Source organism: Halorussus sp. MSC15.2, assembly GCF_010747475.1.
Lineage (GTDB): Archaea > Halobacteriota > Halobacteria > Halobacteriales > Haladaptataceae > Halorussus.
This window is the reverse complement of sequence record NZ_VSLZ01000002.1, coordinates 512,696-538,451: the sequence shown is the minus strand read 5'-3', so window position 1 is coordinate 538,451 and position 25,756 is coordinate 512,696. Positions and strand designations below refer to the sequence as shown.

The window sequence follows — 25,756 nt, the reverse complement described above, 5'->3', positions numbered from 1 at the left end:
GCTCGTCGAAACTCGGTGATTCTCCCGACTCGGTTCCGTCGAAGAAACCACCCGAACGCTTATATTAGTAGAGTCTAATATTAGCATGTGCTAAAATGAGTGGGCAAACGACGGACCCCGAACCGGACGCGCAACGAGGGACTGGCTGTTGTGAAGTCGGACACTCGCTGTCCGAAGAAGCCGTGGCGAGTGACGTCCAGACGCTCGCAACGCTGGGGAACGACACCCGGTACGAAGCGCTCCGACTCATCGCGGACTCCGAGGACGACGTCTGCGTCTGTGAACTGGAACCAACGCTCGGAGTGAGTCAGGGCGCGGTCAGTCAAGCGCTCTCGCGACTCTTCAGCGCCGGACTGGTCGAACGGCGAAAGGAGGGTCGATGGCGATACTACACCGCGACGCCGCGGGCCGAACGACTCCTCGGCGTCCTCGACGAGACGAGGTCAGCCGACGATGACTGACGACGCTCCGACGGCCGAGACTGACCGCGAGGGTCTCACGGACGCGGACCAGCGCACCGCCGTGCGCGAACGGTACTCGCGTATCGCCGCCGGGTCGTCGTCGACGGAGTCGTCGTGTTGCGATGGGACGGACTCCTGCGGTGACACCCCCGCCGACGAGTCGCGGAAACTCGGCTACTCGGACGCGGACCTCGACGCCGTGGACGGAGACGCGAATCTGGGTCTCGGTTGCGGGAATCCGACCGCAATCGCGAGTCTCGAAGCGGGCGACACCGTCCTCGACCTCGGTTCCGGCGGCGGGTTCGACTGCTTCCTCGCGGCCCGAGAGGTCGGGGAGTCCGGTCGCGTCGTCGGCGTCGATATGACGCCCGAGATGGTCGAGACGGCCCGCGAGAACGTCGAAGCGAACGACGCGTCGAACGTCGAGTTCCGCCTCGGCGAAATCGAACACCTCCCGGTCGCCGACGCGTCGGTGGACGTGATTCTGTCGAACTGCGTCGTCAACCTCTCGCCGGACAAACCGCAGGTGTTCCGCGAGGCGTATCGCGTCCTGCGTCCGGGCGGGCGACTCGCTGTCTCGGACGTCGTCCTGACCGCCGAACTCCCCGACGGAATACGGACCGACCCCACGTCGGTGGCGGCCTGCGTCGGCGGCGCGGCGTCGATTCCCGCGCTCGACGCGATGCTGACCGACGCCGGATTCACGGACGTCTCCATCGAACCCAAGTCCGACAGCGACGAGTTCATCCGCGAGTGGGACGACGAGCGCGATTTGAGCGACTACGTCGTCGCCGCGAGAATCGAGGCCGAGAAGCCGGCATCCGGGCAGCGACCGTCGCGGGGGGACTCCGCCGAATGAGGATAGTCGTTTCGAGGCCAGACCCGTCGCCGACGCCGCGAGTAGCGTCGCACGAACGAACACCGATTACCACACCAGATACGTAATGTACCGACCACCGTCAGATTCACGAGAGCGTGCGAGAATCGAGGAGTACACGTGGAGCGACATCCTGCTGAGTTACGCCGTGGTCGCCGCGATTCCCGCGGCGCTGTGGTTCGTCAGCCAACCGCTGACCGGCACCGTGGTCCTCGCAGGTGTCGCCGGACTCGTCGTCGCCGCGCGCCGCGCATACGCACTGATGCGTTGCTTCTACGACTGCCCGGGTATGGCGTTCGACCTCGGCGGAAGAGCCAGAATCACGGTCACCCAGATTCCATCCGATGATTCGTGCTAACCGACGTCTCGAACCGCAAAGCCACCGCGGGCGAACTGGACACTTCACGAGGTCAGCATGACTACGCCGACGATATCGATTCGGAAGGCCGAGACCGCGGAGTTGGACCGCATCGAGGCGTTGTTGGAGGCGAGCGGACTCCCGTCGGAGGACGTGCGGGAGAAGCCGAGTTGCTTCTTCGTCGGCCACGACGACGCGGAACTCGTCGGTATCGGCGGCGTCGAACCCCACGGGTCGAACGGTCTGCTCCGGTCGGTCGTCGTCGCGGAACCCCATCGCGGGCAGGGCTACGGAACCGCGCTGTGCGACGCGCTGGAGGGCCGGGCGCGAGCGAACGAGATAGAGACGCTCTATCTCCTGACCACCACCGCGGCGACGTTCTTCCGGGGGCGCGGCTACGAGGTCACCGACCGCGAGACGGTCCCGGAGAGCATTCGAGGGACGACCGAGTTCGCCGACCTGTGTCCCGATTCGGCGACCTGCATGCGGAAGGACCTCGACGAGTAATCGCTCGACGAGCGAGCGGAACCGGAGCAGTCGCTCCCCTCGTACGAACCGATTTATCGCTCCGCGACCAACACCCGGCCATGCGCACGGCAGTCCTGCGAGAACCCGGCCGACTCGACATCGAGGACCGGCCGCGGCCCGACCCCGCGCCCGACGAGATGCTGGTCGCGGTCGGCGAAGTCGGCATCTGTGGGTCGGACCTCCACTACTACGAACACGGTCGAATCGGCGACTACGTGGTGGAGGACCCGCTGATTCTGGGCCACGAGAGCGCGGGCGAGGTGGTCGCGGTCGGCGAGCGCGTGACCGACCTCGAACGGGGTGATAGAGTGGCGCTCGAACCCGGCGTCCCCTGCCGACGCTGCGCCCACTGCAAGCGAGGCGAGTACAACCTCTGCCCCGACGTGACCTTCATGGCGACGCCGCCGGACGACGGCGCGTTCGCCGAGTACGTCGCGTGGCCCGCCGACTTCGCCTACCGACTCCCCGAGTCCGTCTCCACGCGAGAGGGCGCGCTGTGCGAACCCCTCAGCGTCGGCATCCACGTCGCGCGCCGCGGCGAAGTCGGCGTCGGCGACTCGGTGCTGATTACCGGCGCGGGACCCATCGGTCTGCTAACGATGGAGGCCGCCCGCGCCGCGGGAGCGACCGACATCTTCGTCTCGGACGTGGTAGACTCCAAACTCCGGCGGGCCGAGGAGCGCGGCGCGGACGCGACCATCGACCCCCGTGAGGAGGACCTCGGCGCGGCGGTCGCGGACGCCACCGACGGTGAGGGTGTCGATGTCGCTATCGAGGCCTCCGGCGCGACGTCGGCCGTCGCCGGGTCGCTCGACGCGGTCCGGCGCGGCGGCACCGTGGTCTTCGTCGGACTCGGCGACGAGGCCGAGGTGCCCCTCGACGTACTCGACATCGTGGACAACGAGTTGGACGTGCGCGGGTCGTTCCGCTACCGGAACACGTACCCTGCGGCGATAGAACTGCTCGCGGACGACGCGGTGGACGCGGCGGGCATCGTGGACTTCGAGACCGACCTCGAAGACGTGGACGACGCCTTCCGGCGCGCGATGGACCCAGAGACCGTGAAAGGGATGGTCCGAATCGGCGAGTAGCGTTACTCCTGCGATTGGTCCGGGTCGGCGTCCTCCGCTGGCGAGAACTCGTCGCCGTCGCCGAGGATGGACTCAACGTCGGCGTGGTCGTGGAGTAAGCCCCGCATCGTCTCGACCGTCTCGGCGTCGCGGGTCCGACCGCTCCGGACCACGTCCTCGGCGCGCTCTATCGTCGTCAGGGTGTCCGACTGGACCAGCAGAATCGGGACGCCCTTCTCCTCGGCCTTGCCGACGATGGCCCCCGGCGGGCGGAACCCGCCGGTCAGAATCAGGCACTTCACGCCCGGCGCTTCCAGCGCGACGCGCTGGAGGTCCGGGCGGTCGCCGCCGGTGACGAGCGCGGCGTCCTTCGTCCGGCGGAGGTGACGGAGCGCGGAGTCGCCCGACATCGCGCCGACGAGGAACCGCTCGACGAAGGCGTCCCCGGGCGCGTCGTTCAGTTGCTCGGCCGAGAGTTCCGCGGCGAGTTCCGCGACCGTCACGCCCGCCAGCGATTGGTCGCGGGGGACGACGCCCAGGACCGGGACGCCGCGCGCTTCGAGGAACGGGACGACTTCGGTTTCGAGACCGTCGAAGTTCCCCTCCTTCACCGCGTTGAACAGCACGCCGAGCAGTCGGTCGCCCACGTCGTCGGCGGCCGCCAGCAGGTCGTCCACGTCGCCGCCCTGGTCGTACTTCGACATGAGCAGGACCTCCGCGTCGAGGAGGTCGGCCACCTCGGGGTCGGTGAGACCGACGATGCCGCCGGTGGTGAGTTTCCCGCCCCCCTCGACCACCATCAGGTCCTTGCCCTCGGCCAGACTGTCGAAGCTCTGGCGGACCTGCTCGCGGAGTTCGTCGGGGTCCTCGCGGCCGCGAATCGCCTGCTCGACGAACGTCGGCGAGTAGACGACGGGTTCGAGGTCGTGCATCTCGGCGTCCAAGTCGAGCAGCTCGCGGGCGAGCATCGGGTCCTCGTCCAGCGTCTTGCCGACGTTGCTCTGGAGTCGAGTGCCCTTGGGTTTCATGTAACCGACCGAGAGACCGCGCTCGGCGGCCAGTTTAGCCAGCGCGAGCGCGACCGCGGTCTTGCCTGTGCTCTCTTCGGTCGCGGTGACGAGTATCGTTTTCATAGGTTGTCGGTGTCCACGGTGAGTCGCACGTCCACGGCCTGCACGCCGTCCGGACCCGCGACGAGGGGGTTCACGTCGAGTTCGAGTATCGCGGGGAAGTCGGTCACGAGTTGCGAGAGACGCTGGAGGCTCTCGACGATGGCCTCGCGGTCGGCGGGGTCGCGGCCTCGCGCGCCGCGTAGGAGCGGCGCGGACCGGATTCCCTCGACCATCTCGGTCGCCTCGCGCTCGCTTACGGGCGCGACCCGGGTCTCGGTGTCCTCCAGAATCTCCACGAAGATGCCGCCGAGTCCGAACAGCAGCAGGGGACCGAACTGCGGGTCGCGGTTCATCCCGATGATGGTCTCGGTACCCGAATCGAGGTCCACCATCTCCTGTACCTGCACGCCCAGAATGTCGGCGTCTGGCTGGTAGTTCCGGGCGCGGGTCACGAGGTCCTCGAAGGCGTCGTACACCTCCTCGGGCGAGACGCCGACCTTCACGCCGCCGATGTCGGACTTGTGGAGGATGTCGGGCGAGACTATCTTCATTACCACGTCGTCCTCGATGTCCTGCGCGGCCGTGACCGCGTCCTCGGGCGTCTCGGCGACGGTGCCTTCCGGGGTAGGAATCCCGTAGGCGTCGAGCAGGCCCATCGCCTCCACGCCGAGGCGGTTGTCGCCGCGCTCCTCGGCGCGTTCGAGAATCTCGCGGGCACGCTCGCGGTCCACGTCGAACGTCCGGGGGTCCTCGTACTCGCGCTCGCTGATTTCGCGGTAGCGCGAGAGAGAGTCGAGACTCCGGACCGCGCGCGCCGGGTCGAAGTAGTTCGGGATGCCGCCCTCGCGCAGGACCTCCCTCGCGGAGTCGGTGCTCTCGCCGCCCATCAGCACCGACGCGACCGGTTTCCCATGTTCGGCCTGCAGGTCGGTGATGACCCGCGCGAGGTCGTCGAAGTCGATGACCGCGGTCGGCGCGGACAGGACCACCGCGCACCCGACGTTCTCGTCGGCGAGCGCGAGGTCCAGCGCCTCCTCGAACCGGTCGATGTCGGCGTCGCCGATGGCGTCGATGGGGTTGTAGATGTTGGCCTCCTCGGGCATCGACTCGGAGAGCGCGTCGAGCGTCTCGTCGGAGAAGGAAGCCAGCGAGAGGTTCGAGTCGCCCACCGCGTCGGTGGTCATCACGCCCGGGCCGCCCGCGTTGGTCACGATGGCCACGTCGTCTGAGTCGGGCAGGGGTTGCCCCGACAGAATCTGAGCGAAGTCGAACAGTTCCTGCACGTTCTCGACCCGGAGGACGCCCGCCTGTTCGAGTCCGGCCTCGTAGGCCTGCTCGCTCCCCGCGAGGGTCCCGGTGTGCGAGGAGACCGCCTGCGCTCCGGCCTCGGTCCGGCCCGACTTGACCATCACGATGGGCGTGTCGTCGGTGACTCGGCGCGCGGCGTCGATGAACGCCGGGCCGTCCTCGATGCCCTCCAGATAGCCCAGAATCACGTCGGTGTCGGGGTCGTCGCCCCACGCCTCCACAAAGTCGGTCTCGTCAAGGACCGCTTTGTTACCGAGCGACACCACGTCCTTGAAGCCGATTCCCTCGTCGTTGGCCCAGTCCAGCACCGCCGTGATGAACGCGCCGGACTGGCTCATGAAGGAGATAGACCCCGGGAGCGCGTTCTCGGGACCGAAGGTGGCGTTCATCCCCGAGGGCGTACTCATCACGCCGAGACTGTTCGGCCCGACCACGTTGAGGTCGTACGCCTCGGCGACCTCCGCCAGTTCCTGCTCCCGACTCGCGCCCTCGCTTCCGGTCTCGCCGAATCCGGCGGTGATGACCACCACGTTCCGGACGCCGGCCTCGCCGCACTGCCGGACGGCCTCGACCGCGATTTTCGGCGGGACGACGACCACCGCGAGGTCCAACTCGCCCGGAACGTCGGCCACGTCGGGGTAGCACTCTAGCCCCAGCACGTCGTCGTAGTTGGGGTTCACCGGGACGGTCTCGCCCGCGAAGTCGGCCCGCAGGTTCTCGGTAATCGCGCGACCGATAGACCCCTCGCTCTCGGTCGCCCCGATTACGGCGACTCGCTCGGGCGCGAACAGCCCCGCCAACCCTCCAGTGTTCTCGTCCACGTTCGGCAGTTCGCCCGATTCGCGCTTAAAAGTGGTGTCCTGTTTCCGGACAGCGGGAATCGGCCGCGTCTGGGAATCTTCACCCCTTCCGCCGCGCTGCGAACGATTCGTAGAGACCGACGCGAGCGCGAGTACGATAATCGGGACCTAAACGGACACAACCTCGGGTATCCACCCCGGAAGCGATATTATTTACTCGGATGTGAAATCAAAAATCCGTAGTAGAGCGCCCAACGCCCGCGTAAATGGTGCATAATTATACGTCCGGGTACTCTTGGTTCACCCGATGTCAGAATCCGGGAAGACAGTTCAGTCGCTGGAGACAGCGCTTCCAGACCCGGCCGAAGCGGACGACGTGATATACGACCCGTCGATGGACCGCCTCCGCGAGTTCTCCGACCACCTCGAGACGACCACCGAGTTCGGTTCCCCGTCCTACGTGAGCGACGAGCGCTCGCGCAACGCCGACCGGACGAAGAACGCGGTGGACGACGACTTCGACGCGGACGACTACGCGCGCATCGAGCGAGCGTTCGACGCGGCCCGCGAGCGAGAGATGGTCTGCGTGGACCGCCGGATGGGCCGAGACGACGACCACTCCTACGTCTGCCGACTCTACGTTCCCCGCGAGTACGGTCGCATCGCGCTGGCGTGGGCGAAGCTCTTCGAACCCGTGACGAGCGACGGCGACTCCCGTCCGGACCCGGACTTCGTGACGGTCCAGATTCCCGACGCCGACGAAATCGCCGTCAGAATCCTCCCCGACGAGGGCGTCACCGCCGTCCTCGGGAGCGACTACACCGGTGAGGCCAAGAAGTCGTTCCTCCGCCTGTTCATGTACTACGCCAAGAAGCAGGGCGGACTCGGTCTCCACGCCGGGAGCAAGCGCGTCCGGTTGACCGACGAGTCCGGCGACCTGAAGGAGGTCGGACAGGCGTTCCTCGGTCTCTCGGCCACCGGGAAGTCCACCCTGACGGCCCACGGTCTCTGGTTGGACGACCCCGAGGAGGCGACCATGCTGCAGGACGACGTCTGCGCCCTGCTCCCGGACGGGACCATCGCGGGGAGCGAGGGCAACGGTCTCTACGTCAAGACCATCGGACTCGACGCCGACGAACAGCCCGCGATGTACGACGCCGTGACCGACGAGTCGGCCGTGCTGGAGAACGTGGACGTCGCCGACGACGGGACGGTAGACTTCGACAGCGACCGTTACACCACCAACGGTCGGGCCGTCATCGAGCGCGAGCAGCTCTCGTCGGCGGACGAGGACATCGACCTCGACGGTGTGGACCAGGTGTTCTTCATCACCCGGAACCCCGTCATGCCCCCAGTCGCCAAACTCTCGCCGGAGGAGGCCGCCGCGGCGTTCATGCTCGGCGAGTCCATCCAGACCAGCGCTGGCGACCCCTCGAAGGCCGGGGAGTCCATCCGCGTGGTCGGCACCAACCCGTTCATCGTGGGGTCGAAGGGCGAGGAGGGCAACCGCTTCCGGGACCTCGTGGCCGACCTCGACGTGGACTGCTTCGTCATCAACACCGGCCACCTCGGCGCGAAACAGAAGGACATCGGCGTCGAGGAGTCGGTGACGATTCTGCGCGAAATCGCCCGCGGCACCGTCGAGTGGACCGACGACGAGGCGACCGGACTGACGATTCCGAGCGCGGTTCCCGGCATGGACATCGCCGAGTTCGACGTGGCCGAGAACGTGGCGAATCTGGACGAGAAACTGGCGAGGCTCCGGACCGAGCGCCGGACCCACCTCGACACCTTCGAGGACCTCGACGACGCGATTCGGGACGCGGTGTACTGACGCTCGGACCCGCGTTCCGTTCTTTCCCTTCTACTCCCGCGAACACGTGTCGATTTCGAGTAGCGCGTTCACGCCGCAGAACTGCGTGGCGGCGTTGAACAGGAGTCCCGCGCCCGCGAGCGCCGCGGCGACGCCGAAGCGGTCACGCCCGGTGAAGAACGCGCCGACCGCTACCGCGACGAGCGCGACGCCGCCGACTGCGCGGGCGATTCGGTCGAGTCCGCCGACGTTTCGTTCGAGTGTCACGGACGGGAGTGGGGACCGAAGTCAGTTAACTCTACGCCGGACCGGGACGGCGGGACTCGGCTCTCCCGGGTCCACGACTCCGAGCGGCGGTCCCACCCGACGGTTCGCGATTTACCGCTCGTCCGCAACGTCGCTTTCGCCGGTCGCCGACCGCTCGACCCGGAGGTCGCCGCTCAGTTCGCGCCCTGCGGCCGGACTGATGGTGATTCCGGCGGCCTCGAACCGCGACTTGACCGCGAGTCCGAACTCCGAGCGGACCCGCAGGATGTCCCTTCGCGTCGGGTTCCGTATCCAGAACTGGACGTGGAGTACCAACTCGTCGTCGCCGAACTCCGAGAAGTAGACGCGCGGTTCGGGGTCGGACAGCACCGCGGGCTGTGAGACCGCCGCCTCCCCGAGCAGCGACATGGCCTCGTCCACGTCGTCCTCGTACGCGATGCCGACCTCCTCGGATACGCGGAACTCCGCGCGACCGTACTGGCTCACGATGGTACTCGTCGTCAGTTCCGTGTTCGGAACTGTGACCGTCTCGTTGCTCTCGGTCCGGACGCGGGTGGTGCGGAAACTGATGGCCTCGACGACGCCCTCTCGGTCGCCCCACGCTATCCAGTCGCCGACGTTGAAGTTCGGGTTGACGACCAGAAACAGGCCGCTGATGAGCGCCCCGATGACCTCTTGGCCCGCGACGCCGATGGCGAGCGTCGCCGCGGCGACGATGAGCGTCGAGTTCGTCAGCACCTGTCCGTACCCGCCCGCCGCCATCCCGAATATGACGCCGACGACGATGACGAGCAGATGTAGGTAGCGCCGGAAGGCGTCCTGTATCGTCGGGTTGTTCGGGTTTCGCTGGCGCACGATACGGGTGGCGGCGGGTTCGGCGACGAACCGACCGACGAGGTAGACCGCGAGGAACGCGAGCGCGAACTTCCCGAACGGGAGCAGTACCTCGCGGTACGCCTCCGCCGGCGTATCGACGGGGTCTTGGAGCGGGTCGAGTTGCATCGGCGCGTCCACACTGATATGTCCGCCAGAAGGATAATCACCCTGGGCGAACGGCCGGTTTCGAGGCGCGTCGAGCGTGGACGGGACGTCGTTCTATCAGTCAGCCAACTCCGCGTGGGCCGCGCGAACCGCCAGCTCCAGCGACTCGCGGTCAGGACCGAACTGCAGGTGCGAATCGCAGTCGCAGTCCGACGCGCCGAGACCGGCGACCGACTCGACGCCCGGGCCGCCGTGGGTCTCGATGGCCCGGCTCACCTCGCACTCCGCGTCCTCGCCCGCCGTCTTCACCACCGAGGCGACTCGACTATCGGGGTGGCCGAGCAGGTAATCGACGTGCCAGTGGCGGGCGTCGCGCTCGCCGCGGGCGAGTTCGCGGTGGCGCTCAACGCGCGCGAACCCGCCGGTGCCGAACGCGCTCCCGGTGTAGGCGTACCATCCGGCGGACAGGTCGCGTTCGCCCGCCGCGCCGAACTCGACGGTGGCGGGTTCGGCGAGTTCCACGAGCAGCGTGTAGGTTCCTTTCGTCATCGTCGATGTTCCTCCTGCGTGACTCCCGTTCAGACGTGTGAGAAGACCAGCGCCGCGGCGACCGCGAGCATCGTCACGCCGTTCAGCACCACCGACTGCTTGTGGTACTCGGCGAAGCCGTCGTCGCCCGCCCGCTCCATCTTCGGGATGAGGACCCGGTCGGCGTAGAGGTTGAGCGCGACGCCGACCAGCGGGAGGACCGCCACGAGCAGACCGTCGTAGGGACCGATGCCCCCGACGTACGCGGCGGCGAACGCCACGAACCCGAGGCCGACGCCGAACGAGTAGTACTTCGGGAAGATGGCGTTGACGACTCGGCCGGCGTCGTCGCCGAGCACGTCGAAGGTCGTCGGCGCGCGACGAACGAGAAGAAGACGATGCTCCCGAGCCAGACGCCGAGCGCGGCGTCGGTGACCGTCGCGAGCGCAGTTTCGAGGAGGCTCATGTCCGGCGGTTGGGAGGCGCGGGAAATCAAGGGTTCGGCTTCGGCGAGGTGCGCTCCGCTCGACCCCCGCGACCGCGATGCGCAGGTCTCAATACGCTCGCACCCGTGGCCGAAACTAGTGGTTCAGGACTTCGCCGAGGTACTGCTGGTAGACCCGTTCACGGCGATGAACACGGTCGGTCTCGTCGCGTTCGCGCTCGTCGGTGCGACCAAGGCGATACGCGAGGAGTTCGACGTGTTCGGGGTCGCGGTCGTCGGGTTGGTCACGGCGTTCGCCGGCGGTGCGACGCGGGACCTCCTCGTGAACCGGGTCCCGCTGGCGCTGCGGTCCGTCGGCGAAATCGGCCTCGGGATGCTCGGCGTGGGTCTGGCCGTCCTGCTGAGCGTCGTCCTCGACTCGCCGGACGACCACCCCGTCACGCTGTTCTCCGACGCGGTCGGACTCGCGGCGTTCGCCACGGCCGGGGCCATCGTGGCGACCGACGCCGGCGTCTCGGGGTTCGGCGTCGTCGCTATCGCGACCATCAACGCGGTCGGCGGCGGTGCCTTCGCCGACATCCTCCTCGACCGGTCGCCGTTCATCCTGTTCGACGATTTCTACGCGAGTTGCGCAGTGCTGGGCGGTAGCACGTACTGGATTGCGGTGACTGTCGGCGCGACCGGCAGTACCGCCGCGGCGGTGTGCGCGGCGACGACGGTCGGGACGCGGATGGCGGCGGTGACCTACGGGTGGACCCTCCCCACGGCGCAGATGCTCGGACTGGCCCGCCGGGAGACCGGCAATCGATAGGGAACAGAGTAGAGGCTCACCGGCTGGTTCTGTGGCGTCTCACTCGGCAATGTCGGCTACTTCCGCGCCCGAGAGTTCTCGGAGTTCGTGCGGGTCGATGGGGAAGACCGCTTCCGGGGTCCCCGCGGCGGCCCAGACCGTCTCGTACTCGGTGAGCGTCGCGTCGAGGTAGACCGGCACTTCGGCGTCGTGGCAGAACGGCGGGACGCCGCCGATGGACCACCCGAGCGTCGCCTTTATCTCGGCGGCGTCGGCCATCTCCACGTCGTCTTCGGCGAGTCCGAGCAGGTCGGCGAGTTTGGTCTCGCTCACTCGATTCGCGCCGCTCGTCACTACCACGACGAGTCGGTCCGCGGCGCGCATCGCGATGCTGCTGGCGATTTGCGCGACCTCACAGCCGACTGCCGCGGCGGCGTCCTCGGCGGTCTTGGTCCCCTCGGAGAACTCCTTCACGTCTACCTCGAAGTCGTGCTCCCGACGGGCGCGGTCTGTGAACTCCTTCGCTCGGTCGTGCATGGCCGTGGGTTGTGTCGGCACAGTTCAAATAGTTCGGGGTCGGCGCAAGTCGGGGTCGGCCGTCAGCGTCCGGTCCGTCCGCGCTCAGTCGGTCGTCTTCACTCGGTCGGCCGTCTCGGTTCAATCGGTCGTCTCGACTCGGTCGGTTGACTCCGTCTGCTCGGTGGTCCCTCGTTCGGTCGATTCCGCGCCGGAACTGCCCGGCGTCGAGAGTCCCCGGAGCGCGGCGACCACGACCGCGCCCGCCACGACGAGACCGCCCGCGACCCCGAACGCCACCAGATAGCCGAACTCCGCGGTCCACCCGCCGAGCAGTCCTCCCGCCCCGCCCGCCGCCGCCACCAGCGCGGCGTGGACGCCGAGCGCCTCGCCGCGGATGGACGCAGGGGCGTGACGAGTCACCAGTCCGGTTCCGGTCACGGCGATGACCGCCCACGTCACGCCGATGACGACGAAGACCCCGACCGCACCGCCCGTCGCCACGAGTCCGGTCGCCGCGCCGACGAGCGCGACGACGGGGAACGCCGCGGCCCGAACCCCCAGCGCGGCGCTCTGGAACAGTCGCACGTCGAACCGCTCGCTGAGTCTCCCGACCGCGCCGTAGCAGGCCGCCGACGCGAGACTGGTGGCGAGATACAGCCCGAAGGTCGCATCGCCGCCGTACCCCTCCGCAGAGAGATACGCCGGTAACGGTGCCCAGAACGCCGCGAACCCGGTCGAGAACAGCGCGACCGCGAGGAAGTACGCCGCCAGTCGGGGCGTGAATCGCCGGGCGAGGTGTCGGGGCCGAAGCCCGAGCGTCGTCCAGTAGAGCCGATTCGGAGTGAACGCGAACGTCGCGGTCTTGACGTTGCGGTGGGTCCCAGAGAGGAAGCGCGCGATTCGCCTGCGGTCGGCCCGACCGAGGTCGGTCGCGGCCGAGGGCATCCACTTCGCGGCCGCCACCGCGGAGACGGCGGCGAGCGCCGCGGTGACGCCAAACAGCCAGCGCCGCGCCGAGAGCGGGGAGTCGAACTGCGGCGCGAGGACGCCGAGCCACAGGGTTCCGAGGACGAGACCGCCCGCCCAGCCGAACCCCTGATAGCGATTCAGGGCGGCGATTCGCCCCGACCACGCTCGCTCGGGCGCGTCGGCCACGACGAGGAGCGTCAGAACAGGAGCGGCGGCGGCCGAGACGAACCAGAGGACGGCGTTGACGGCGAGGACGGCGACCACCGAGTCGAGGAGCGGAATCGCGCCGAGCGAGACCGCCGCGCCGAGCAGACTGGCGACGACGACCGACCGCGGATTCCGGGTTCGGTCGGCGATGCGGCCCCAGAGTAACGCGCCGGGCGTCCCCAGCAGCGCGGCACTGGCCGCCAGCAGGCCGAGCGCGGTCGGGTCGCCGCCGAGCGCGACGACGTAGAGCGGAACGAGCAGGGAGGCCGCGCCGAGCGCGACCGACCCCAGTCCCCACGCGTAGAGCCACCGTTCGTCCATTGGCGGAGCGAACGAAACGGCGGTACGTAAAGCCGGGGTGTTCGGGACTCTCGGCGCTCGTGGCTGTAGTTTGTCGGTCGGTAACAGGGCGTCGTCGGTCGGCGTCGAACCCAATGTCCTCGCGTTCAGTCCCGGAACTCTCGGACCTGCTCGCGGGTCGGCAACGCCGCCATCGCGCCCGCGGCCGTCGTCGTGACGGCGGCCACCGCGTTCGCGAATCCGAGGACCGCCGAGAGCGAGGTGTCGTCGTCAGCGTCGGCGAGGGCCGCGAGCGCCCCCGCGGTGAAGGCGTCGCCCGCGCCGGTCGTGTCCACCGGCTTCACGTCGTAGCCGGCGTGGGAAGCCGCGCCAGCGCCCCACGGTGCCCGGTCGGTCGCGTAAGCGAAGGCTCCCGCATCCCCCTGCGTCAGCAGGACGGTGTGCGGTCCGGTCTCCGTGACGGCCGCCGAGAGCGCCTCCGGCGACTCGCCCTCGAACCCGGCGACTTCGAGGTCCTCGGGGGTCGCCTTCACCACGTCGGCGAAGGTGAGCATCTCGGCGACGAGGGCTTGGAAGTCGCGGTCGCTTCGGTCCCACAACTCGGGCCGGGCGTTAGGGTCGAAGACGACGGTCGCGCCGCGCTCGGTCGCGCGTTCGGCGAGGTCGAGCGTGGCCGTCCGACCGGGGTCGGCCGCCAGCATCACGCCGCCGACGTACACCCACTCGACTGCATCCAGCGTCTCGTCGGGGACGCCGCCGGGTTCGACGCGCGTGTCGGCGGTGCCGTCGCGGTAGAAGGTGAACGCGCGGTCGGCGTCGGCGTCGTGGCTGACGAACGCCAGCGCGGTCTTGGCCGCGGGGTCGCGCTCGACGAACCGGTCGGGCAGGCCGAACGACGAGAGCGTCGCGGCGAGGTAGTCGCCGAAGGGGTCCGCGCCCACGCGCGTCCAGAACCACGGGGTCGCGTTCAGGCGCGCGAGCGCGACGGCCACGTTCGCGGGCGCGCCGCCGGCGCGCCGGGAGAAGTTCTCCACGTGGGCGAGCGGGCCGACGCTGTCGGGGAGGAAATCGACGAGCGTCTCCCCGGCGACGAGGATGTCGGGACTGCGCTCGGAGTCGGTCATGCGTCTCGGAGATTCGGCGCAGGCCCCGAAAAGCATTCGGCGGAAGACGGGACGCGGATTCGGCGGCGCTCCGTTCCAATTTGCGTCATCCGTGCGTGTCGTCGAAGACGGGGATGAACTCCCGGCACTCCGCGAGGACCGCGGGGTCGAGTTCGGCCACGAGGTCGCGCTCGCCCCGGTTCAGTCCGGCCTGCACGCTCCCGTCCGGTCTGACGACCCGGGAGCGCCCGGCGTACTCGGTCGAGTCGCCGACCGCCTTCTCTCCGGTCCGTCCCGCACCGACGACCCAGCGGACGCCGTCGAGCGCGCGTGCGCGCAAGAGGAGTTTCCAGTTCTGGGTGTGGGCCGCGGGCCACGCCCCGACGACGAACAGCGCGTCCACGTCGGGACCCGCGAGTGCGGCGCTCTCGTCCACGAAGTTGAGGTCGTAGCAGGTGAGCAGTCCGGTCGTCCCCGCGGGCGTCTCGACCGTGACGCGCTCGCGTCCGGGTTCGAGGACCTCTCGCTCGTTCGCCCAGAGGTGGCGTTTCCGATAGACGGTGGTCTCGCCATCAGGGTCAAGGTACGCGACGGCGTTGTAGTAACTCGACTCGATGTCGTCGGCGTCCTCGGTGGAATTCGTGGCGACGGCGGCGTCGGTATCGCGCTCCGCGAACCCGACGAGGAGCGCGCAGTCGGTGGCACCTGCGAGGTCGCTCAGGCGGGAGAGGGCCTCGCCGTCGCGGTGGAGTGCCGCGGCGCGGATTCGTTCGTCGGCGACGAACCCCGTCAGGGCGTACTCGGGGAAGAGCGCCGCGTCCACGTCCGACGGGAGGTCGGCCACGCGCTCCCGTATCGCGTCGAGGTTCGCGTCCACGTCGAGGTCGGCGACCGTCATCTGACAGGCCGCGACGGTCGGCGAATCGGTGTCGGTCACGGCTATCGGGTCGAAGGCGAGCGAGAAAAACGGTGCGGTAGACGGCGGGAGACGCGGTCGTGTCGCATCGCGGTGCGAGCCACGCAGAAGTCGAAAATCCGCGACACCATTAACCCAATCGTGAGTAAATATTTTACCCTCGGAGCGCAAAGGGGCGGGTATGTCCCAACAACCACTCCAGCGTCGAGAACGTCTCTACATCGACGGCGAATGGCTCGACGCCGACGACGTACTCGAAGTCTCTGACCTCGCTGACGGCGGGTCGTTCGCGCAAGTCGCCGCCGCGAGTCCCGAGCAGGCCGACGACGCGCTCGCGGCCGCCGAGCGCGCGCAGGCCGAACTGCGCGAGACGACCATCCCCCAGCGCGTCGCGTGGCTCGACGCCATCGCCGACGGGCTGCTGGAGCGCAAGGAGGAACTCGCCGAGGTCATCGTCCGCGAAGCGGGCAAGCCCATCTCCTCGGCGCGCGGCGAGGTCGAAGCCGCCGCCGAGCGGTTCCGCCGCGCCTGCGAGGAGATTCGGTCGCTGAAAGGCGAGTTCCGGGAGGGGACGACCGCCGGACACGAGGGCTGGGACGCCATCGTCAAGCACGAACCGATGGGGACGGTACTGGCAATCACGCCGTACAACTACCCCGTCTCGACCACGGCGCTGTCGGTCGCCCCCGCGCTCGCGGCCGGGAACAGCGTCATCCTCAAGCCCGCCAGTGACACGCCCATCAGCGCCGCGATTCTGGCGGACGTGGTTTCGGAACTCGACCTGCCCGACGGCGCGTTCAACTTCGTCCCCGGTCGCGGGAGCGTCATCGGCGACGTCCTCTCGGGCGACGACCGAATCGACGTCGTCTCGATGACCGGTTCCAGCGCGGCGGGCAAGCACGTCGCCAAGGAGAGCGGCATGGTCAACCTCCACATGGAACTCGGCGGCAACGCCCCCGCGGTCGTCTTCCCCGACGCCGACCTCGCGGACGTGGCTGGCCAGTGCGCCAAGGGGTCGTTCAAGTACGCCGGTCAGCGCTGTTCGGCGGTCAGTCGAGTGCTGGCCCACGAGTCCGTCCACGACGAAATCGTGGACCTGCTGGAGGCCGAGGTCGATAGCTGGCAACCCGGCGACCTCTTCGAGGAGGACACCACGATGGGACCGCTCATCAACGAGGGGCAGGCAGAGTGGGTGGAGGAACTCGTCGAGGACGCCGTCGAGAAGGGCGCGGACCTCGTGCGCGGCGGCGAGCGCGACGGCGCACACTTCGAACCGACTCTGTTGGCGAACGTGCCCCACGACGCCCGCATCGTCCACGAGGAGCAGTTCGGCCCGGTCGCGGCCGTGACGACCTTCGAGGACGAGGAGGAGGCCGTCGAAATCGCCAACCGCGGTGACCTCGCGCTCGACGCCTCGGTGTTCACCAGCGACTACGACCGCGCGATGGACCTGAGCGACCGACTGGACGCCGGTGCGGTCCGCATCAACGGTGCTCCGAGCCACGGTCTCGGCGACATCCCCTTCGGCGGTAACAAGTCCTCCGGCATCGGTCGGCAGGGCCTCCACACGACCATCGAGGAGATGGTCCGGAAGAAGAGCATCATCCTCTGAACGGCCGTCTTCGGTCTCTCGTTTGTTCTTGGGTCTCTCAGTCGTTCTTCGGTCTCTTCTCTGTTCTTCGGTCTCTTCTCTGTTCTTCGGTCTCTCCTCGTCGCTCGGGTCTCGTCTCGTCCAGTGACCTGAACTTCTTCGCTTCTCGCGCTTCCACTCGTCGTCACTTCTCTCGCGACCGACCGCGGCCGGAATCGAAGCCGAGAGCGTCTCTGATTCGTCGGACGAGCGACTCGTGGAGCGCGCGAAACCCCTCGATTCCGTCCGATTTCGACCCGCGACTGTGGTCCGGGTCCGAAGGGCGCGCGTCGCCGGGGCGAACGTCACCATCGCTCGGCCGGACCGGTCCGTCGGCGACCGGACCGGGATACGGGAATCGATGGGCGCGCCACGACGCCGGGAGCGCGCCGCGTTCGGCGACCGCGAGCGGTCGGCCCGCGAGTGACTCGGCGTCGGACCGGGAGTAGACCGCGCCGTCGGCGTGGAAGAGACCGTTGACCCGGCCCTTCTCGCGCGGTTCGCGCAGGTAGGCCGGGCGGAGCAGCAGACTCCAGAAGAAGTCGCCGTCGAGGGTTCCATCGGCGTGGGCCTTCCGAATCGTCGGGGCGAGACTGGCGAGGTTCGGCGCGAACCGCGAGGGCGGTTCCTCCAGCGTGCGCTGCCACTCGGTACACCAGAGGGGTTTGCGGGCGTCGGTTTCGGAGGATTTCGTGGCCCCCGTGGTTTCCGCGGCGATTTCGTCGGCGAGCGCGCGCTGTTCGGTCACGTACTCGTAGGCCTCGGCCGGTCGCTTTGGGAGGTTCATGTGGAACTGGTAGGCGTCGAGTCCGGCAAGACCGTCGAGGGCCTCTCGGTCGTAGAATCGAGCGAACCGAACGTCCTTGGTGCCCATCGTGAGGGTGGCGTCGGGTGCCTCGGTCCTGACTGCCCGGAGCGCGTCGGTCACGAAATCCCGGCGGGGTTGGACCGCCCCGGGTTCGTTCATGATTTCGGTTGCGAGCAGGCGGTCGTCCTCGGCGAACTCCCGCGCCCATCGCCGAGCGAAGTGGACGGGCGACCGGTCGTCCCCCTTCCAGTCGCGGGGTTGCAGCACCTCGGGACGCGACGGCGAGTGGACGCCGAAGGCGTTCTCTGGGTCCGTCGCCCGGAGGTTCTCCTCGGTGGGCGGGGCCTTCGGCGGTGCCTCGAAGAGGACGACGACTGGCCGGACACCGCGGGCGTCGCAGGCCGAGAGGAGGTGTTCGACGTGCGCGAAGAACGTCGGACCGTCCTCGCGCCAGTACTCGTAGGACGCGAAGACGCGGAGACTGTTCAGACCGACGGTGGCGGCGTAGCCGAGGTCTCGCTCGACGACGGCGTTGCGGTAGTCGGCCCACATCTGGTAAGCGTTCCAGTCTTTCTGCGGGATGTACACCGCGCCGCGAACGTCTCGGAGGCGGTCGTTCACGCGGACGTCTCCGGGGTTGCCGTCTCCACGAATCTCTCTAACGTCGTCGTTCACACTGACGTCTCGAACGTCGTCCACGAACGGGTGGAACGAACGGCCGCATAAAAGCATTCGGTCGTATTGAATATATTCGACGAGAGACCGAAGGGGTCGGCCCGGGGTGCAGTCGTGGTACAGCCAACCACCATTTCCGCTGTTTCGTCTGTTTGGGGTAATTTATAAACGCCCCCACCCCATCGTTCCGCTGAATCTCTCACGGGGGAGTGGGCGGGAGTCTGTCGCATCGAAGAGTCGGACTTCTTTCCGCGCCAATATAGTCGGAATAGTCTAAATTGACTGGTTTACGGATACGGTTTCTCCAACTAGGACAAGAAGTTTGCTCTTCTAGAGCGCAGGGTGGGCCACCCCACCCTCCTCTCGCGGGATTCAGCGGAACGACGGGGTGGGGGTATTTCTTAAACGAATCGTTCACATGAATCAGCGGAATCAGCGGAACGGGTGGTTTCGATACCTTCATGAACCCGCCACAAGTGGTCCCCGAGTACCATGGGTTCCTTCGACTTCGTCCGGGAGTACTCCCCCTACACCAATCGGGAGGCATTACTCGACGATTACACGCCGGACACGCTGGTCGGACGCGACGACGAACTGGACGAGTACCACGGTGCGCTCCAACCCGCAATCTACGGCGAACAGCCGGACAACATCTTTCTCTACGGGAAAGCGGGAGTGGGCAAGACCGCCGCCACGCGATTCCTCCTGAACAAACTCGAGGACAACGCCGAGCAGTACGAGGACCTCGACGTCCGGACCGAGATAATCAACTGCGACGGTCTCAACTCCTCCTACCGAGTCGCCAGCAACCTCGTCAACACCATGCGCAACCCCTCGAACCACATCAGCGAGACGGGCTACTCGCGCTCGCAGGTGTACGACCTGATGTGGGAGGAACTCGACGACTACGGCGGCATCATCCTCATCGTGCTGGACGAAATCGACCACCTGAAGGACGACTCCATCCTCTATCAACTCTCGCGCGCCCGCGAGAACGAGAACCTCACGGAGGCCCGCATCGGTCTCATCGGCATCAGCAACGACCTCACGTTCCGCGACTCCCTCTCGCCGAAGGTCCGCTCCTCGCTGTGTGAACGCGCCATCTCCTTCTCGACCTACGACGCCAACGAACTCCGGGCGGTCCTCGAACAGCGCAAGAACGTGGCGTTCAAGGAGGACGTGCTGACCGACGACGTGGTCCCGCTCTGCGCCGCGTTCGGCGCGCAGGAGTCCGGCGACGCCCGAAAGGCCCTCGACCTCCTGCTCAAAGCCGGGGACCTCGCCCGCGAGGAGAACGACGAGAAGGTCACCGAACAGCACGTCCGCCGCGGTCGGGAACTCCTCGAACGCGAGCAGGTCGCCCGCGGCATCGCGGACCTCAACGACCACGAGCGCCTCGTCGTCTACGCCCTCGCCACGCTGGAGGCCGAGGACGACACGCCCGCCCGTTCGCGCGAAATCTACACCCGGTACAAGTCGCTGGCCGACGCCGCCGGGAAGGACTCGCTCACGGCCCGGTGGCTCCGCGAGCATCTGGACGACCTCTCGATGCTCGGCATCCTCAACGTCACCGAAATCAACGAGGGGTCCGCGGGCGGGAAGTACCGGGAGTACGACCTCCAGCAGGACCTCGCGGTCGTGCTGGACGCCCTCGAAGAGACCTTCGAGTCGATGGGTGTCCACGCGAGCGTGAAGGGCTACCTCTGAAACCTTCGCTGCGTTCGGGAATCCGCCTCCGGCGAATTTCCTCATTGGCAAAACGTTCACGAAAAACACGGCGTCCCAAGGACGATAACGACCCACGGACCGCAGTCGTCGAACCGCGGAGACGGGCGGTTGACTACGTTCTCGTCGTCGTTTCGTCGCCGCGGTCGGTCCTGCGCGAGAAGAGGAACAGTGCGAACAGCAGGGGCGAGACGAACGCGAGGGCGAGAGCGCCGACCAACGCCAGCGACTCTATGGAGGGACCGCCTTGGCCGCCCTCCAGTTCGCCGGTCACGTTCACGTCGGCTACCATCGTGGTCGGGTGAACCGTACAGATGTACTGGGCCGCCTGCGGCGTCGCGGTGAACGTCACGGAGGCGGTCGCGCCCTCTTCCTGAATGAGTTCGCTCTGGGCGATGACGTTCCCCTGAGCGTCCTGTATCGTGATGTTGTGCGGTGCGCCGTCGAGGTTCTCGAACCAGAATTCGTACTCGTTTCCGGCCTGTAACTCGACGCTCGGATTGGTCTCGCCCTCAATCTCCGGGGGCGCTCGCCCGTGCCACGCGGCCACCTCGCCGCCGAAGCGGTAGGTCTGGGCCTGCGCAGACGCGTCGTCGCTCCCGGCCGCGACGGTCGCACCCGCCGCGGCGGTCGCACCAGTCGCCCGGATGAACGACCGCCGGGTCACGCCGTCGTCGCTCTCGTCTCGTTCACCCTTCGCTCCCGTCCCCTCGCGCGTCGAGTCCGCGGTCTCGGCAGTCGTAGAGTCCCCCGTCATCTCCCTTCTCGGCGTAACTTGGCGGGGAATCCGTAAGAGTCCACGGGCCACGCGCACGCGGTACCGACAGTGCAAACGACGGCCGGTAGCCCCACCGCTGCCCCGGCAATGACTAACTGCTCGGCCGTCGTGGTCGCGCCATGGAACGTACGACCGGGTTCGTCACCCAACTCGGCATGGACCACGAGGCGGCCTTCGACGCCGCCGAGGAGCACGGATTCGACTACGTCGAACTACTGATGGACGGCGACTACGAGCGCCGGGCGTTCGACCCCGCGGCGGTCCGCGAGGCGGCCGCCGCGCGGGACCTCGACCTGCTCGTCCACCTCCCGTTCGCGCTCGACGTGGGGTCGGCCTACGAACACGTTCGCGAGGGCGCGATTCGGGAACTCGTCGCGGCCGCCGAAACCGCGGCCGAGATGGGGGCCGAAAAGGGCGTCGCCCACGCCAACTCGAAGGCGTGGGGTCCCGCGTGGGACCGCGACCACCTCCGCGACATCGTCCTCGGTTCAGTCCGGGAAGTGGACGCCGAGACGCCCGACGACGTCGAAATCTGTTTCGAGAACATCCCCGGCGGTGCGTTCTCGACTCGGAACTTCCCCGACCTGTTCGAGGAGACCGACGCCGCGATGACGTTCGACACCGGCCACGCTCGCGTGGACGGTCTCGATTCGGCGGAGATGGCCCGGTTCGTCGGCGACCACGGCGACCGAATCTCGCACTTCCACCTGAACGACACCCGGAAACCGCAGGACGAACACCTGCCGTTCGGGTCCGGAACCATCGACTTCGAGCGAGTGCTGGGCGCGCTCCCGGCGGACTGGACGGGGTCGCTCTCGCTGGAGGTGTTCACCCTCGACTACGGCTACATCGGCGTGAGCAAGGAGTATCTGGACGACGTTCTCTCGGCGGTCGATGCAGGAACAGTGGGCGAGTGACCGGCCGACGAGAGACGGGCGACGAGTGAACGACCGACGAAAGTTGGGCGACGAGTGACCGGCCGACGAGGAGAGACGGCCGAGACGCGGCGACCGACTGCGAACAGGTTTAAGCGGCCGCCGGTGGTACGCGACGCGGGGGAACACGAACGTGAGCCAACAGCGGCAGGTACTCCAGCAGGCGGGCACCGTCGAGGGCAACGCCGTGCGCTTCGACGCCGAGAAGGCCGAGCAGATGGTCGAGGCGCTGAACGCCGACCTCTCGGCGACGTACGTCCTCTACCATCAACTCCGCAAGCACCACTGGACCGTCACCGGGGCGCAGTCGGCCGAACTCGGTCGCTTCTTCGGCGAGGCCGCGGCCGAGGCAGAGCGTCACGCCGACGTGCTGGCCGGTCGAATCGCTGCCATCGGCGGGGTTCCGGTGAGCGGTCCGGCGGCGTTCGAGCGACACAGTCCCGTCCCGTTCGAGGGCGCGGACGTGTACGACGTCCGTGCCTCGCTGGAGAGCGACCTCGACGCCTACGGCGACCTCATCGAGAGCGTCAGCAGTCACATCGAACTCGCCGAGAGTCTCGGCGACCACGCCACCGGGTCGCTCCTCCGCGAGCAACTGGTCGAACTCGAATCTCGCGCACACGCCATCCACGGTTTTCTGGCACGCGACTCGCTCTCGCCGCGGTGATTCCCCGCTCTGTGTGGTCTCGGGAGCGTCTACCGCTCGATTTTCGCGGGTGATAATCCGCGAGAGATTTATTACCGGTCGGTGAGTCGTCACGAAACAGCGCCGATGGTGTCGAAAGCGTTCTTCACGGGGTCGAAGTACCTCGTCGAAGAGAACGACGGGAGACACGACTACGTCCGGTACGACGGCGAGAGATTTCTCGCGGCACTGTCGGCGGCAGGACAGAAAGTCGTCCACGCGCCCTTCGGTTCGGAGGGACTCGACTCGTCGGACGGTCGAACGGAGTCCGACGAGGCCGACGAAGCGAAGGCCGCGTATCTGAAGGCACTCGTCCGGGTCAACGAACGCTACTTCGCGGCCCGCGAGTACGAGGACGACGCCAAGGGGAAGTATCTGAAACACGACGAACGCGCGGAGCGACGATTCCGAATCAAGACCGCCGAGGCGCTCAGCGACTGCGTGGACGACCTCCACGCGCTACTCTCGGCCCACGACACGCTGGTCGAGGTCGCCGCCGAGACGGTCGGTCGCACGAAACCGGAGTCGGAGCGTCAGCAGGCCGAGTCGGCGATTCGTTCGACGCTACTCGCCTGCACCGACCGGGCCATCAGTCGCGGTTGGTTTCCGGTCGTGGAGTCGTACTACTACAGTCTCAGTCCCGGCGAACTCGTGGCCGAGGACCGCGAACGCCGGAAGCAGCGAATCGAGGGCACGGAGGACTCTCGCGGTATCGAGGAACTCCTCGGAAGGCCGCAGTTCGACCGCCTCGACAAGAGCGACTTGCGCCGAATTCGGACGCTGAATCGGGAGTCGCCCGGTTCCGACGCTCGCGTCTGGAAGCGACTCCTCGAACAGTATCCGTGGTACGTCGGCCACGAGGACGAGCAGGCCGCTACCGCCGGAGCAGGGGCGAAAGGGTAGCGAACGTTTTCCGAACTCGCCGGCGACCTACAGCGACAGCCAGTCGGTCGTGAAGTCGGGGTCCGTGAGATGCCAGCGTTGCTCCACGCCGCCGTCTCCGTACTGTACCTCGACTACCGCGTCGAACAGGGGTTCGACCGACCGGACCGCCTCGGAGTCGTACTCGACAGGTAGGTGGTAATGGGCCATCCCGTCGAAGCGCTCGACGGTCTCGGTCAGGCCGAGCAGGAACCGACGGACGCTTCTCTCGTCGTAGTCGGCGACCAGCGGCGTAATCGAGTCGAAGCAGAGTCGGAGTTCCGCGGGTGAGAACCCGTCCGGACCCGGGTCGAACTGCGCGATAGTCTCCTCGACGGTCTCGCCGAGTTCGCGCAGGTCGTCGCTCTCTACGCTCACGCGTCGGAACGGCGGACCATCGGCGGCAGGTCCGTCGGCCGCGCGACTCCCGCGTACGTCGGCCTGCCAGTCCACGACCACCGCCTCGTCGCCGTGCAGTCCCGACTCGACGGACGCGAGTTTCGCGTCCGCCGCCCCCGGTCTAGCGTCGGTCGTCACGAACAGTCGATACCGCGGTCCCGCGCTCGACTCTCCGAGCAACCGTTCGCAGGCCGCGTCGAGCGCCTCCGAACCGACGAGCAGGATGTTGCTCCCGTTTCGTTTCAAATTCGCCAGCCGACGTCGGAATCTGACCGCCGCCTGACTCCCCCTTCGTTCCTCCCCACACATTGATTCACCAATAAAGCTAGCGCGTACAATAAGTGTTTCGGAGGGGTGAAACGGCGGTTCCCAGTCGTCGGCAAGAAACGTGGGTGAGCAGAGGCCTTTCGGACCCCGAGTGACGAGACACACGCGATGACTGACCATCTGTTCAGCCCACTGTCGATTCGCGAGACGACGGTCCGAAACCGAGTGATGGTATCGCCGATGTGCCAGTACTCCTGCGACCGAGACGGATTGGCGACCGACTGGCACGAGGTCCACCTCGGCAGTCGCGCGACCGGCGGCGCTGGCATCGTGATGACCGAGGCGACGGCGGTCGAACCGCGAGGCCGCATCACGCCCAACGACCTCGGCATCTGGAGCGACGACCACGCCGACGCGCTCGAACCTATCGCCGAGTTCGTCTCCGACCGCGGCGCGACCCCCGCCATCCAACTCGCCCACGCGGGACGCAAGGCGAGCAAGACCCGGCCGTGGGACGGGAGCGAACCGCTCGCGCCCGACGAAGGCGGGTGGGAGACGCTCGCGCCGAGCGCGATTCCGTACCCCTACGAGGACGGCGAGACCGAGACCCGGAAGATGACCCGCGATGACATCGAAGCCCTGAAGGAGGACTTCGTCGCCGCGGCCGAACGCGCGCTCGACGCGGGCTTCGAAATCGCCGAAGTCCACGCCGCACACGGCTACCTGCTCCACGAGTTCCTCTCGCCGGTCACGAACCGCCGCGAGGACGAGTACGGCGGCGACTTTGAGGGGCGAACGCGTCTCATCAGAGAGGTCGTGGCGGCCGTCCGTGAGGTCTGGCCGGGCGACCGACCGGTCTTCGTCCGGGTCTCGGCGAGCGACTGGTTGCCCGACCGCGAGTCGTGGACCGTCGAGGATACCGCGCGCCTCGCCCCCTTGCTCGCAGACGCGGGTGCGGACCTCGTGGACGTGAGTTCGGGCGGCACCCACCCCGACCAGCAGATTCCCCAGACCGGACCGAACTATCAGGTGCGCTACGCCGAACGCGTCGGCGAGGCGACCGAGGCGCTGGTGGGTGCGGTCGGCGGCATCACCGAGGCCGAACAGGCCGACGCCGTGATTCGCAACGACCGCGCGGACCTCGCCATCGTCGGTCGGGAACACCTCCGAGACCCGTACTTCGCGCTCCACGCCGCCGAGAAGTTGGACGCCGACGAGGTGGAGTGGCCGATTCAGTACCGTCGCGCGGCGGAGTAGGTCGGCCCGACGGACGGTCAACGCTCCGCGAGAATCTTGCGGAGGGTTGCCACCGCGGCGGCCAGCATCGCAAGGAGGCCCGCGATGACGACGAGGGTTCCGAGGAGCAACCCGAAAGGCGTCGCTCCGGCCGCCACGGACTGACCGACGAGCGTCAGCGTCCACCCGACGACGAGGACGCCGTAGAGTTTCAGGAACTCGTCTCGCGTGGCGTACTCGAGGGCGTCGCGGGCGGAAATTCGGGACACATTTCGACGTGTTACTCGTCCGACGAAAATGCTTCGCAACCTGCGCTGGGCTTCCTGCGACCCCGTCTCACACCGG

Annotated in this window: 27 protein-coding genes; 13 read left to right on the top strand and 14 right to left on the bottom strand. The window is 67.6% G+C overall.

Features of this window, described 5'->3' with window-relative positions:
* Positions 1-95: 95 nt before the first annotated feature.
* The 5 genes from FXF75_RS09850 (at position 96) to FXF75_RS09830 (ending at position 3,315) form a co-directional block, all read left to right on the top strand.
* Positions 96-461 carry a helix-turn-helix transcriptional regulator gene (locus tag FXF75_RS09850; RefSeq protein ID WP_163521700.1) on the top strand — a complete coding sequence of 122 codons (366 nt, stop codon included), beginning with the start codon at positions 96-98 and terminating at the stop codon, positions 459-461.
* On the top strand, positions 454-1,320 hold the full coding sequence (locus FXF75_RS09845) for an arsenite methyltransferase (protein WP_163521699.1): 867 nt from the start codon (positions 454-456) through the stop codon (positions 1,318-1,320). Before FXF75_RS09850 ends, FXF75_RS09845 begins: the two co-directional genes overlap by 8 nt.
* An 85-nt stretch (positions 1,321-1,405) precedes the next feature.
* Positions 1,406-1,696: a hypothetical protein gene (locus FXF75_RS09840; protein WP_163521698.1), complete on the top strand. Its 291-nt coding sequence runs from the start codon at positions 1,406-1,408 to the stop codon at positions 1,694-1,696.
* A gap of 57 nt (positions 1,697-1,753) precedes the next feature.
* A complete protein-coding gene (arsN2, locus tag FXF75_RS09835; RefSeq protein WP_163521697.1) occupies positions 1,754-2,203 on the top strand; it encodes an arsenic resistance N-acetyltransferase ArsN2 in 450 nt (149 codons plus the stop codon).
* Positions 2,204-2,283: 80 nt separating this feature from the next.
* Entirely contained in the window at positions 2,284-3,315 is a 1,032-nt protein-coding gene (locus tag FXF75_RS09830) for an NAD(P)-dependent alcohol dehydrogenase (RefSeq protein WP_163521696.1), read from the top strand.
* Between the two features lie 2 nt (positions 3,316-3,317).
* Here the strand turns inward: FXF75_RS09830 and FXF75_RS09825 are convergent, their stop codons facing one another.
* A complete protein-coding gene (locus FXF75_RS09825) occupies positions 3,318-4,427 on the bottom strand; it encodes a phosphotransacetylase family protein (protein WP_163521695.1) in 1,110 nt (369 codons plus the stop codon).
* The gene (gene acs / locus FXF75_RS09820) at positions 4,424-6,535 is read right to left on the bottom strand and encodes an acetate--CoA ligase alpha subunit (protein WP_163521694.1); all 2,112 of its coding nucleotides are present in this window, start codon (positions 6,533-6,535) and stop codon (positions 4,424-4,426) included. The genes FXF75_RS09825 and acs overlap by 4 nt, the downstream gene beginning before the upstream one ends.
* Positions 6,536-6,821: 286 nt before the next feature.
* On the opposite strand from acs, the gene FXF75_RS09815 reads away from it, so the two are divergent.
* A complete protein-coding gene (locus tag FXF75_RS09815; protein ID WP_163521693.1) occupies positions 6,822-8,348 on the top strand; it encodes a phosphoenolpyruvate carboxykinase (ATP) in 1,527 nt (508 codons plus the stop codon).
* 30 nt (positions 8,349-8,378) lie between these two features.
* On the opposite strand, the gene FXF75_RS09810 is transcribed toward FXF75_RS09815, so the two are convergent.
* From FXF75_RS09810 to FXF75_RS09795, 4 genes are all read right to left on the bottom strand, one after another.
* Positions 8,379-8,594: a YgaP-like transmembrane domain gene (locus FXF75_RS09810; protein WP_163521692.1), complete on the bottom strand. Its 216-nt coding sequence runs from the start codon at positions 8,592-8,594 to the stop codon at positions 8,379-8,381.
* A 111-nt stretch (positions 8,595-8,705) separates the two neighbouring features.
* Positions 8,706-9,596 carry a mechanosensitive ion channel family protein gene (locus FXF75_RS09805; RefSeq protein ID WP_163521691.1) on the bottom strand — a complete coding sequence of 297 codons (891 nt, stop codon included), beginning with the start codon at positions 9,594-9,596 and terminating at the stop codon, positions 8,706-8,708.
* 96 nt (positions 9,597-9,692) lie between these two features.
* Positions 9,693-10,124: a DUF123 domain-containing protein gene (locus tag FXF75_RS09800; RefSeq protein ID WP_163521690.1), complete on the bottom strand. Its 432-nt coding sequence runs from the start codon at positions 10,122-10,124 to the stop codon at positions 9,693-9,695.
* A gap of 29 nt (positions 10,125-10,153) precedes the next feature.
* Positions 10,154-10,462: a DUF4149 domain-containing protein gene (locus tag FXF75_RS09795; protein ID WP_240334596.1), complete on the bottom strand. Its 309-nt coding sequence runs from the start codon at positions 10,460-10,462 to the stop codon at positions 10,154-10,156.
* Positions 10,463-10,735: 273 nt separating this feature from the next.
* Here FXF75_RS09795 and FXF75_RS09790 point away from each other — a divergent pair, with 273 nt between their 5' ends.
* A complete protein-coding gene (locus tag FXF75_RS09790; RefSeq protein WP_205427492.1) occupies positions 10,736-11,359 on the top strand; it encodes a trimeric intracellular cation channel family protein in 624 nt (207 codons plus the stop codon).
* A gap of 39 nt (positions 11,360-11,398) precedes the next feature.
* Here the strand turns inward: FXF75_RS09790 and FXF75_RS09785 are convergent, their stop codons facing one another.
* From FXF75_RS09785 to FXF75_RS09770, 4 genes are all read right to left on the bottom strand, one after another.
* Positions 11,399-11,875 (bottom strand): YbaK/EbsC family protein, encoded by a 477-nt coding sequence (locus tag FXF75_RS09785; RefSeq protein WP_163521688.1) that lies wholly within the window; start codon positions 11,873-11,875, stop codon positions 11,399-11,401.
* Between the two features lie 120 nt (positions 11,876-11,995).
* Entirely contained in the window at positions 11,996-13,354 is a 1,359-nt protein-coding gene (locus FXF75_RS09780) for an MFS transporter (protein ID WP_375335534.1), read from the bottom strand.
* Positions 13,355-13,479: 125 nt separating this feature from the next.
* Positions 13,480-14,457 (bottom strand): carbohydrate kinase, encoded by a 978-nt coding sequence (locus FXF75_RS09775; RefSeq protein ID WP_163521687.1) that lies wholly within the window; start codon positions 14,455-14,457, stop codon positions 13,480-13,482.
* A gap of 85 nt (positions 14,458-14,542) precedes the next feature.
* A complete protein-coding gene (locus FXF75_RS09770; protein WP_309221786.1) occupies positions 14,543-15,373 on the bottom strand; it encodes a carbon-nitrogen hydrolase family protein in 831 nt (276 codons plus the stop codon).
* 160 nt (positions 15,374-15,533) lie between these two features.
* Here FXF75_RS09770 and FXF75_RS09765 point away from each other — a divergent pair, with 160 nt between their 5' ends.
* Positions 15,534-16,964, top strand: coding sequence for an aldehyde dehydrogenase (locus FXF75_RS09765; protein WP_163521686.1), 1,431 nt, complete (start codon positions 15,534-15,536; stop codon positions 16,962-16,964).
* Positions 16,965-17,127: 163 nt separating this feature from the next.
* On the opposite strand, the gene FXF75_RS09760 is transcribed toward FXF75_RS09765, so the two are convergent.
* Positions 17,128-18,489 (bottom strand): hypothetical protein, encoded by a 1,362-nt coding sequence (locus FXF75_RS09760; RefSeq protein ID WP_163521685.1) that lies wholly within the window; start codon positions 18,487-18,489, stop codon positions 17,128-17,130.
* Between the two features lie 468 nt (positions 18,490-18,957).
* Here FXF75_RS09760 and FXF75_RS09755 point away from each other — a divergent pair, with 468 nt between their 5' ends.
* Entirely contained in the window at positions 18,958-20,172 is a 1,215-nt protein-coding gene (locus FXF75_RS09755; RefSeq protein ID WP_163521684.1) for a Cdc6/Cdc18 family protein, read from the top strand.
* Positions 20,173-20,305: 133 nt separating this feature from the next.
* Here the strand turns inward: FXF75_RS09755 and FXF75_RS09750 are convergent, their stop codons facing one another.
* Positions 20,306-20,947, bottom strand: a complete 642-nt coding sequence (locus tag FXF75_RS09750) for a plastocyanin/azurin family copper-binding protein (protein ID WP_163521683.1) — start codon at positions 20,945-20,947, stop codon at positions 20,306-20,308.
* Positions 20,948-21,087: 140 nt separating this feature from the next.
* On the opposite strand from FXF75_RS09750, the gene FXF75_RS09745 reads away from it, so the two are divergent.
* From FXF75_RS09745 to FXF75_RS09735, 3 genes are all read left to right on the top strand, one after another.
* Complete coding sequence (locus FXF75_RS09745; RefSeq protein WP_163521682.1) at positions 21,088-21,885, top strand: sugar phosphate isomerase/epimerase; 798 nt, start codon at positions 21,088-21,090, stop codon at positions 21,883-21,885.
* Positions 21,886-22,036: 151 nt separating this feature from the next.
* Complete coding sequence (dpsA, locus tag FXF75_RS09740) at positions 22,037-22,570, top strand: DNA starvation/stationary phase protection protein DpsA (RefSeq protein ID WP_163521681.1); 534 nt, start codon at positions 22,037-22,039, stop codon at positions 22,568-22,570.
* An 81-nt stretch (positions 22,571-22,651) separates the two neighbouring features.
* Positions 22,652-23,491, top strand: coding sequence for a hypothetical protein (locus tag FXF75_RS09735; RefSeq protein ID WP_163521680.1), 840 nt, complete (start codon positions 22,652-22,654; stop codon positions 23,489-23,491).
* Positions 23,492-23,518: 27 nt separating this feature from the next.
* On the opposite strand, the gene FXF75_RS09730 is transcribed toward FXF75_RS09735, so the two are convergent.
* Positions 23,519-24,154, bottom strand: a complete 636-nt coding sequence (locus FXF75_RS09730; protein ID WP_163521679.1) for a hypothetical protein — start codon at positions 24,152-24,154, stop codon at positions 23,519-23,521.
* Between the two features lie 189 nt (positions 24,155-24,343).
* Here FXF75_RS09730 and FXF75_RS09725 point away from each other — a divergent pair, with 189 nt between their 5' ends.
* Positions 24,344-25,432 (top strand): NADH:flavin oxidoreductase/NADH oxidase, encoded by a 1,089-nt coding sequence (locus FXF75_RS09725; RefSeq protein WP_163521678.1) that lies wholly within the window; start codon positions 24,344-24,346, stop codon positions 25,430-25,432.
* Between the two features lie 17 nt (positions 25,433-25,449).
* Here FXF75_RS09725 and FXF75_RS09720 read toward each other — a convergent pair whose 3' ends face one another.
* Positions 25,450-25,680, bottom strand: coding sequence for a hypothetical protein (locus tag FXF75_RS09720; RefSeq protein WP_163521677.1), 231 nt, complete (start codon positions 25,678-25,680; stop codon positions 25,450-25,452).
* Positions 25,681-25,756: the final 76 nt, after the last annotated feature.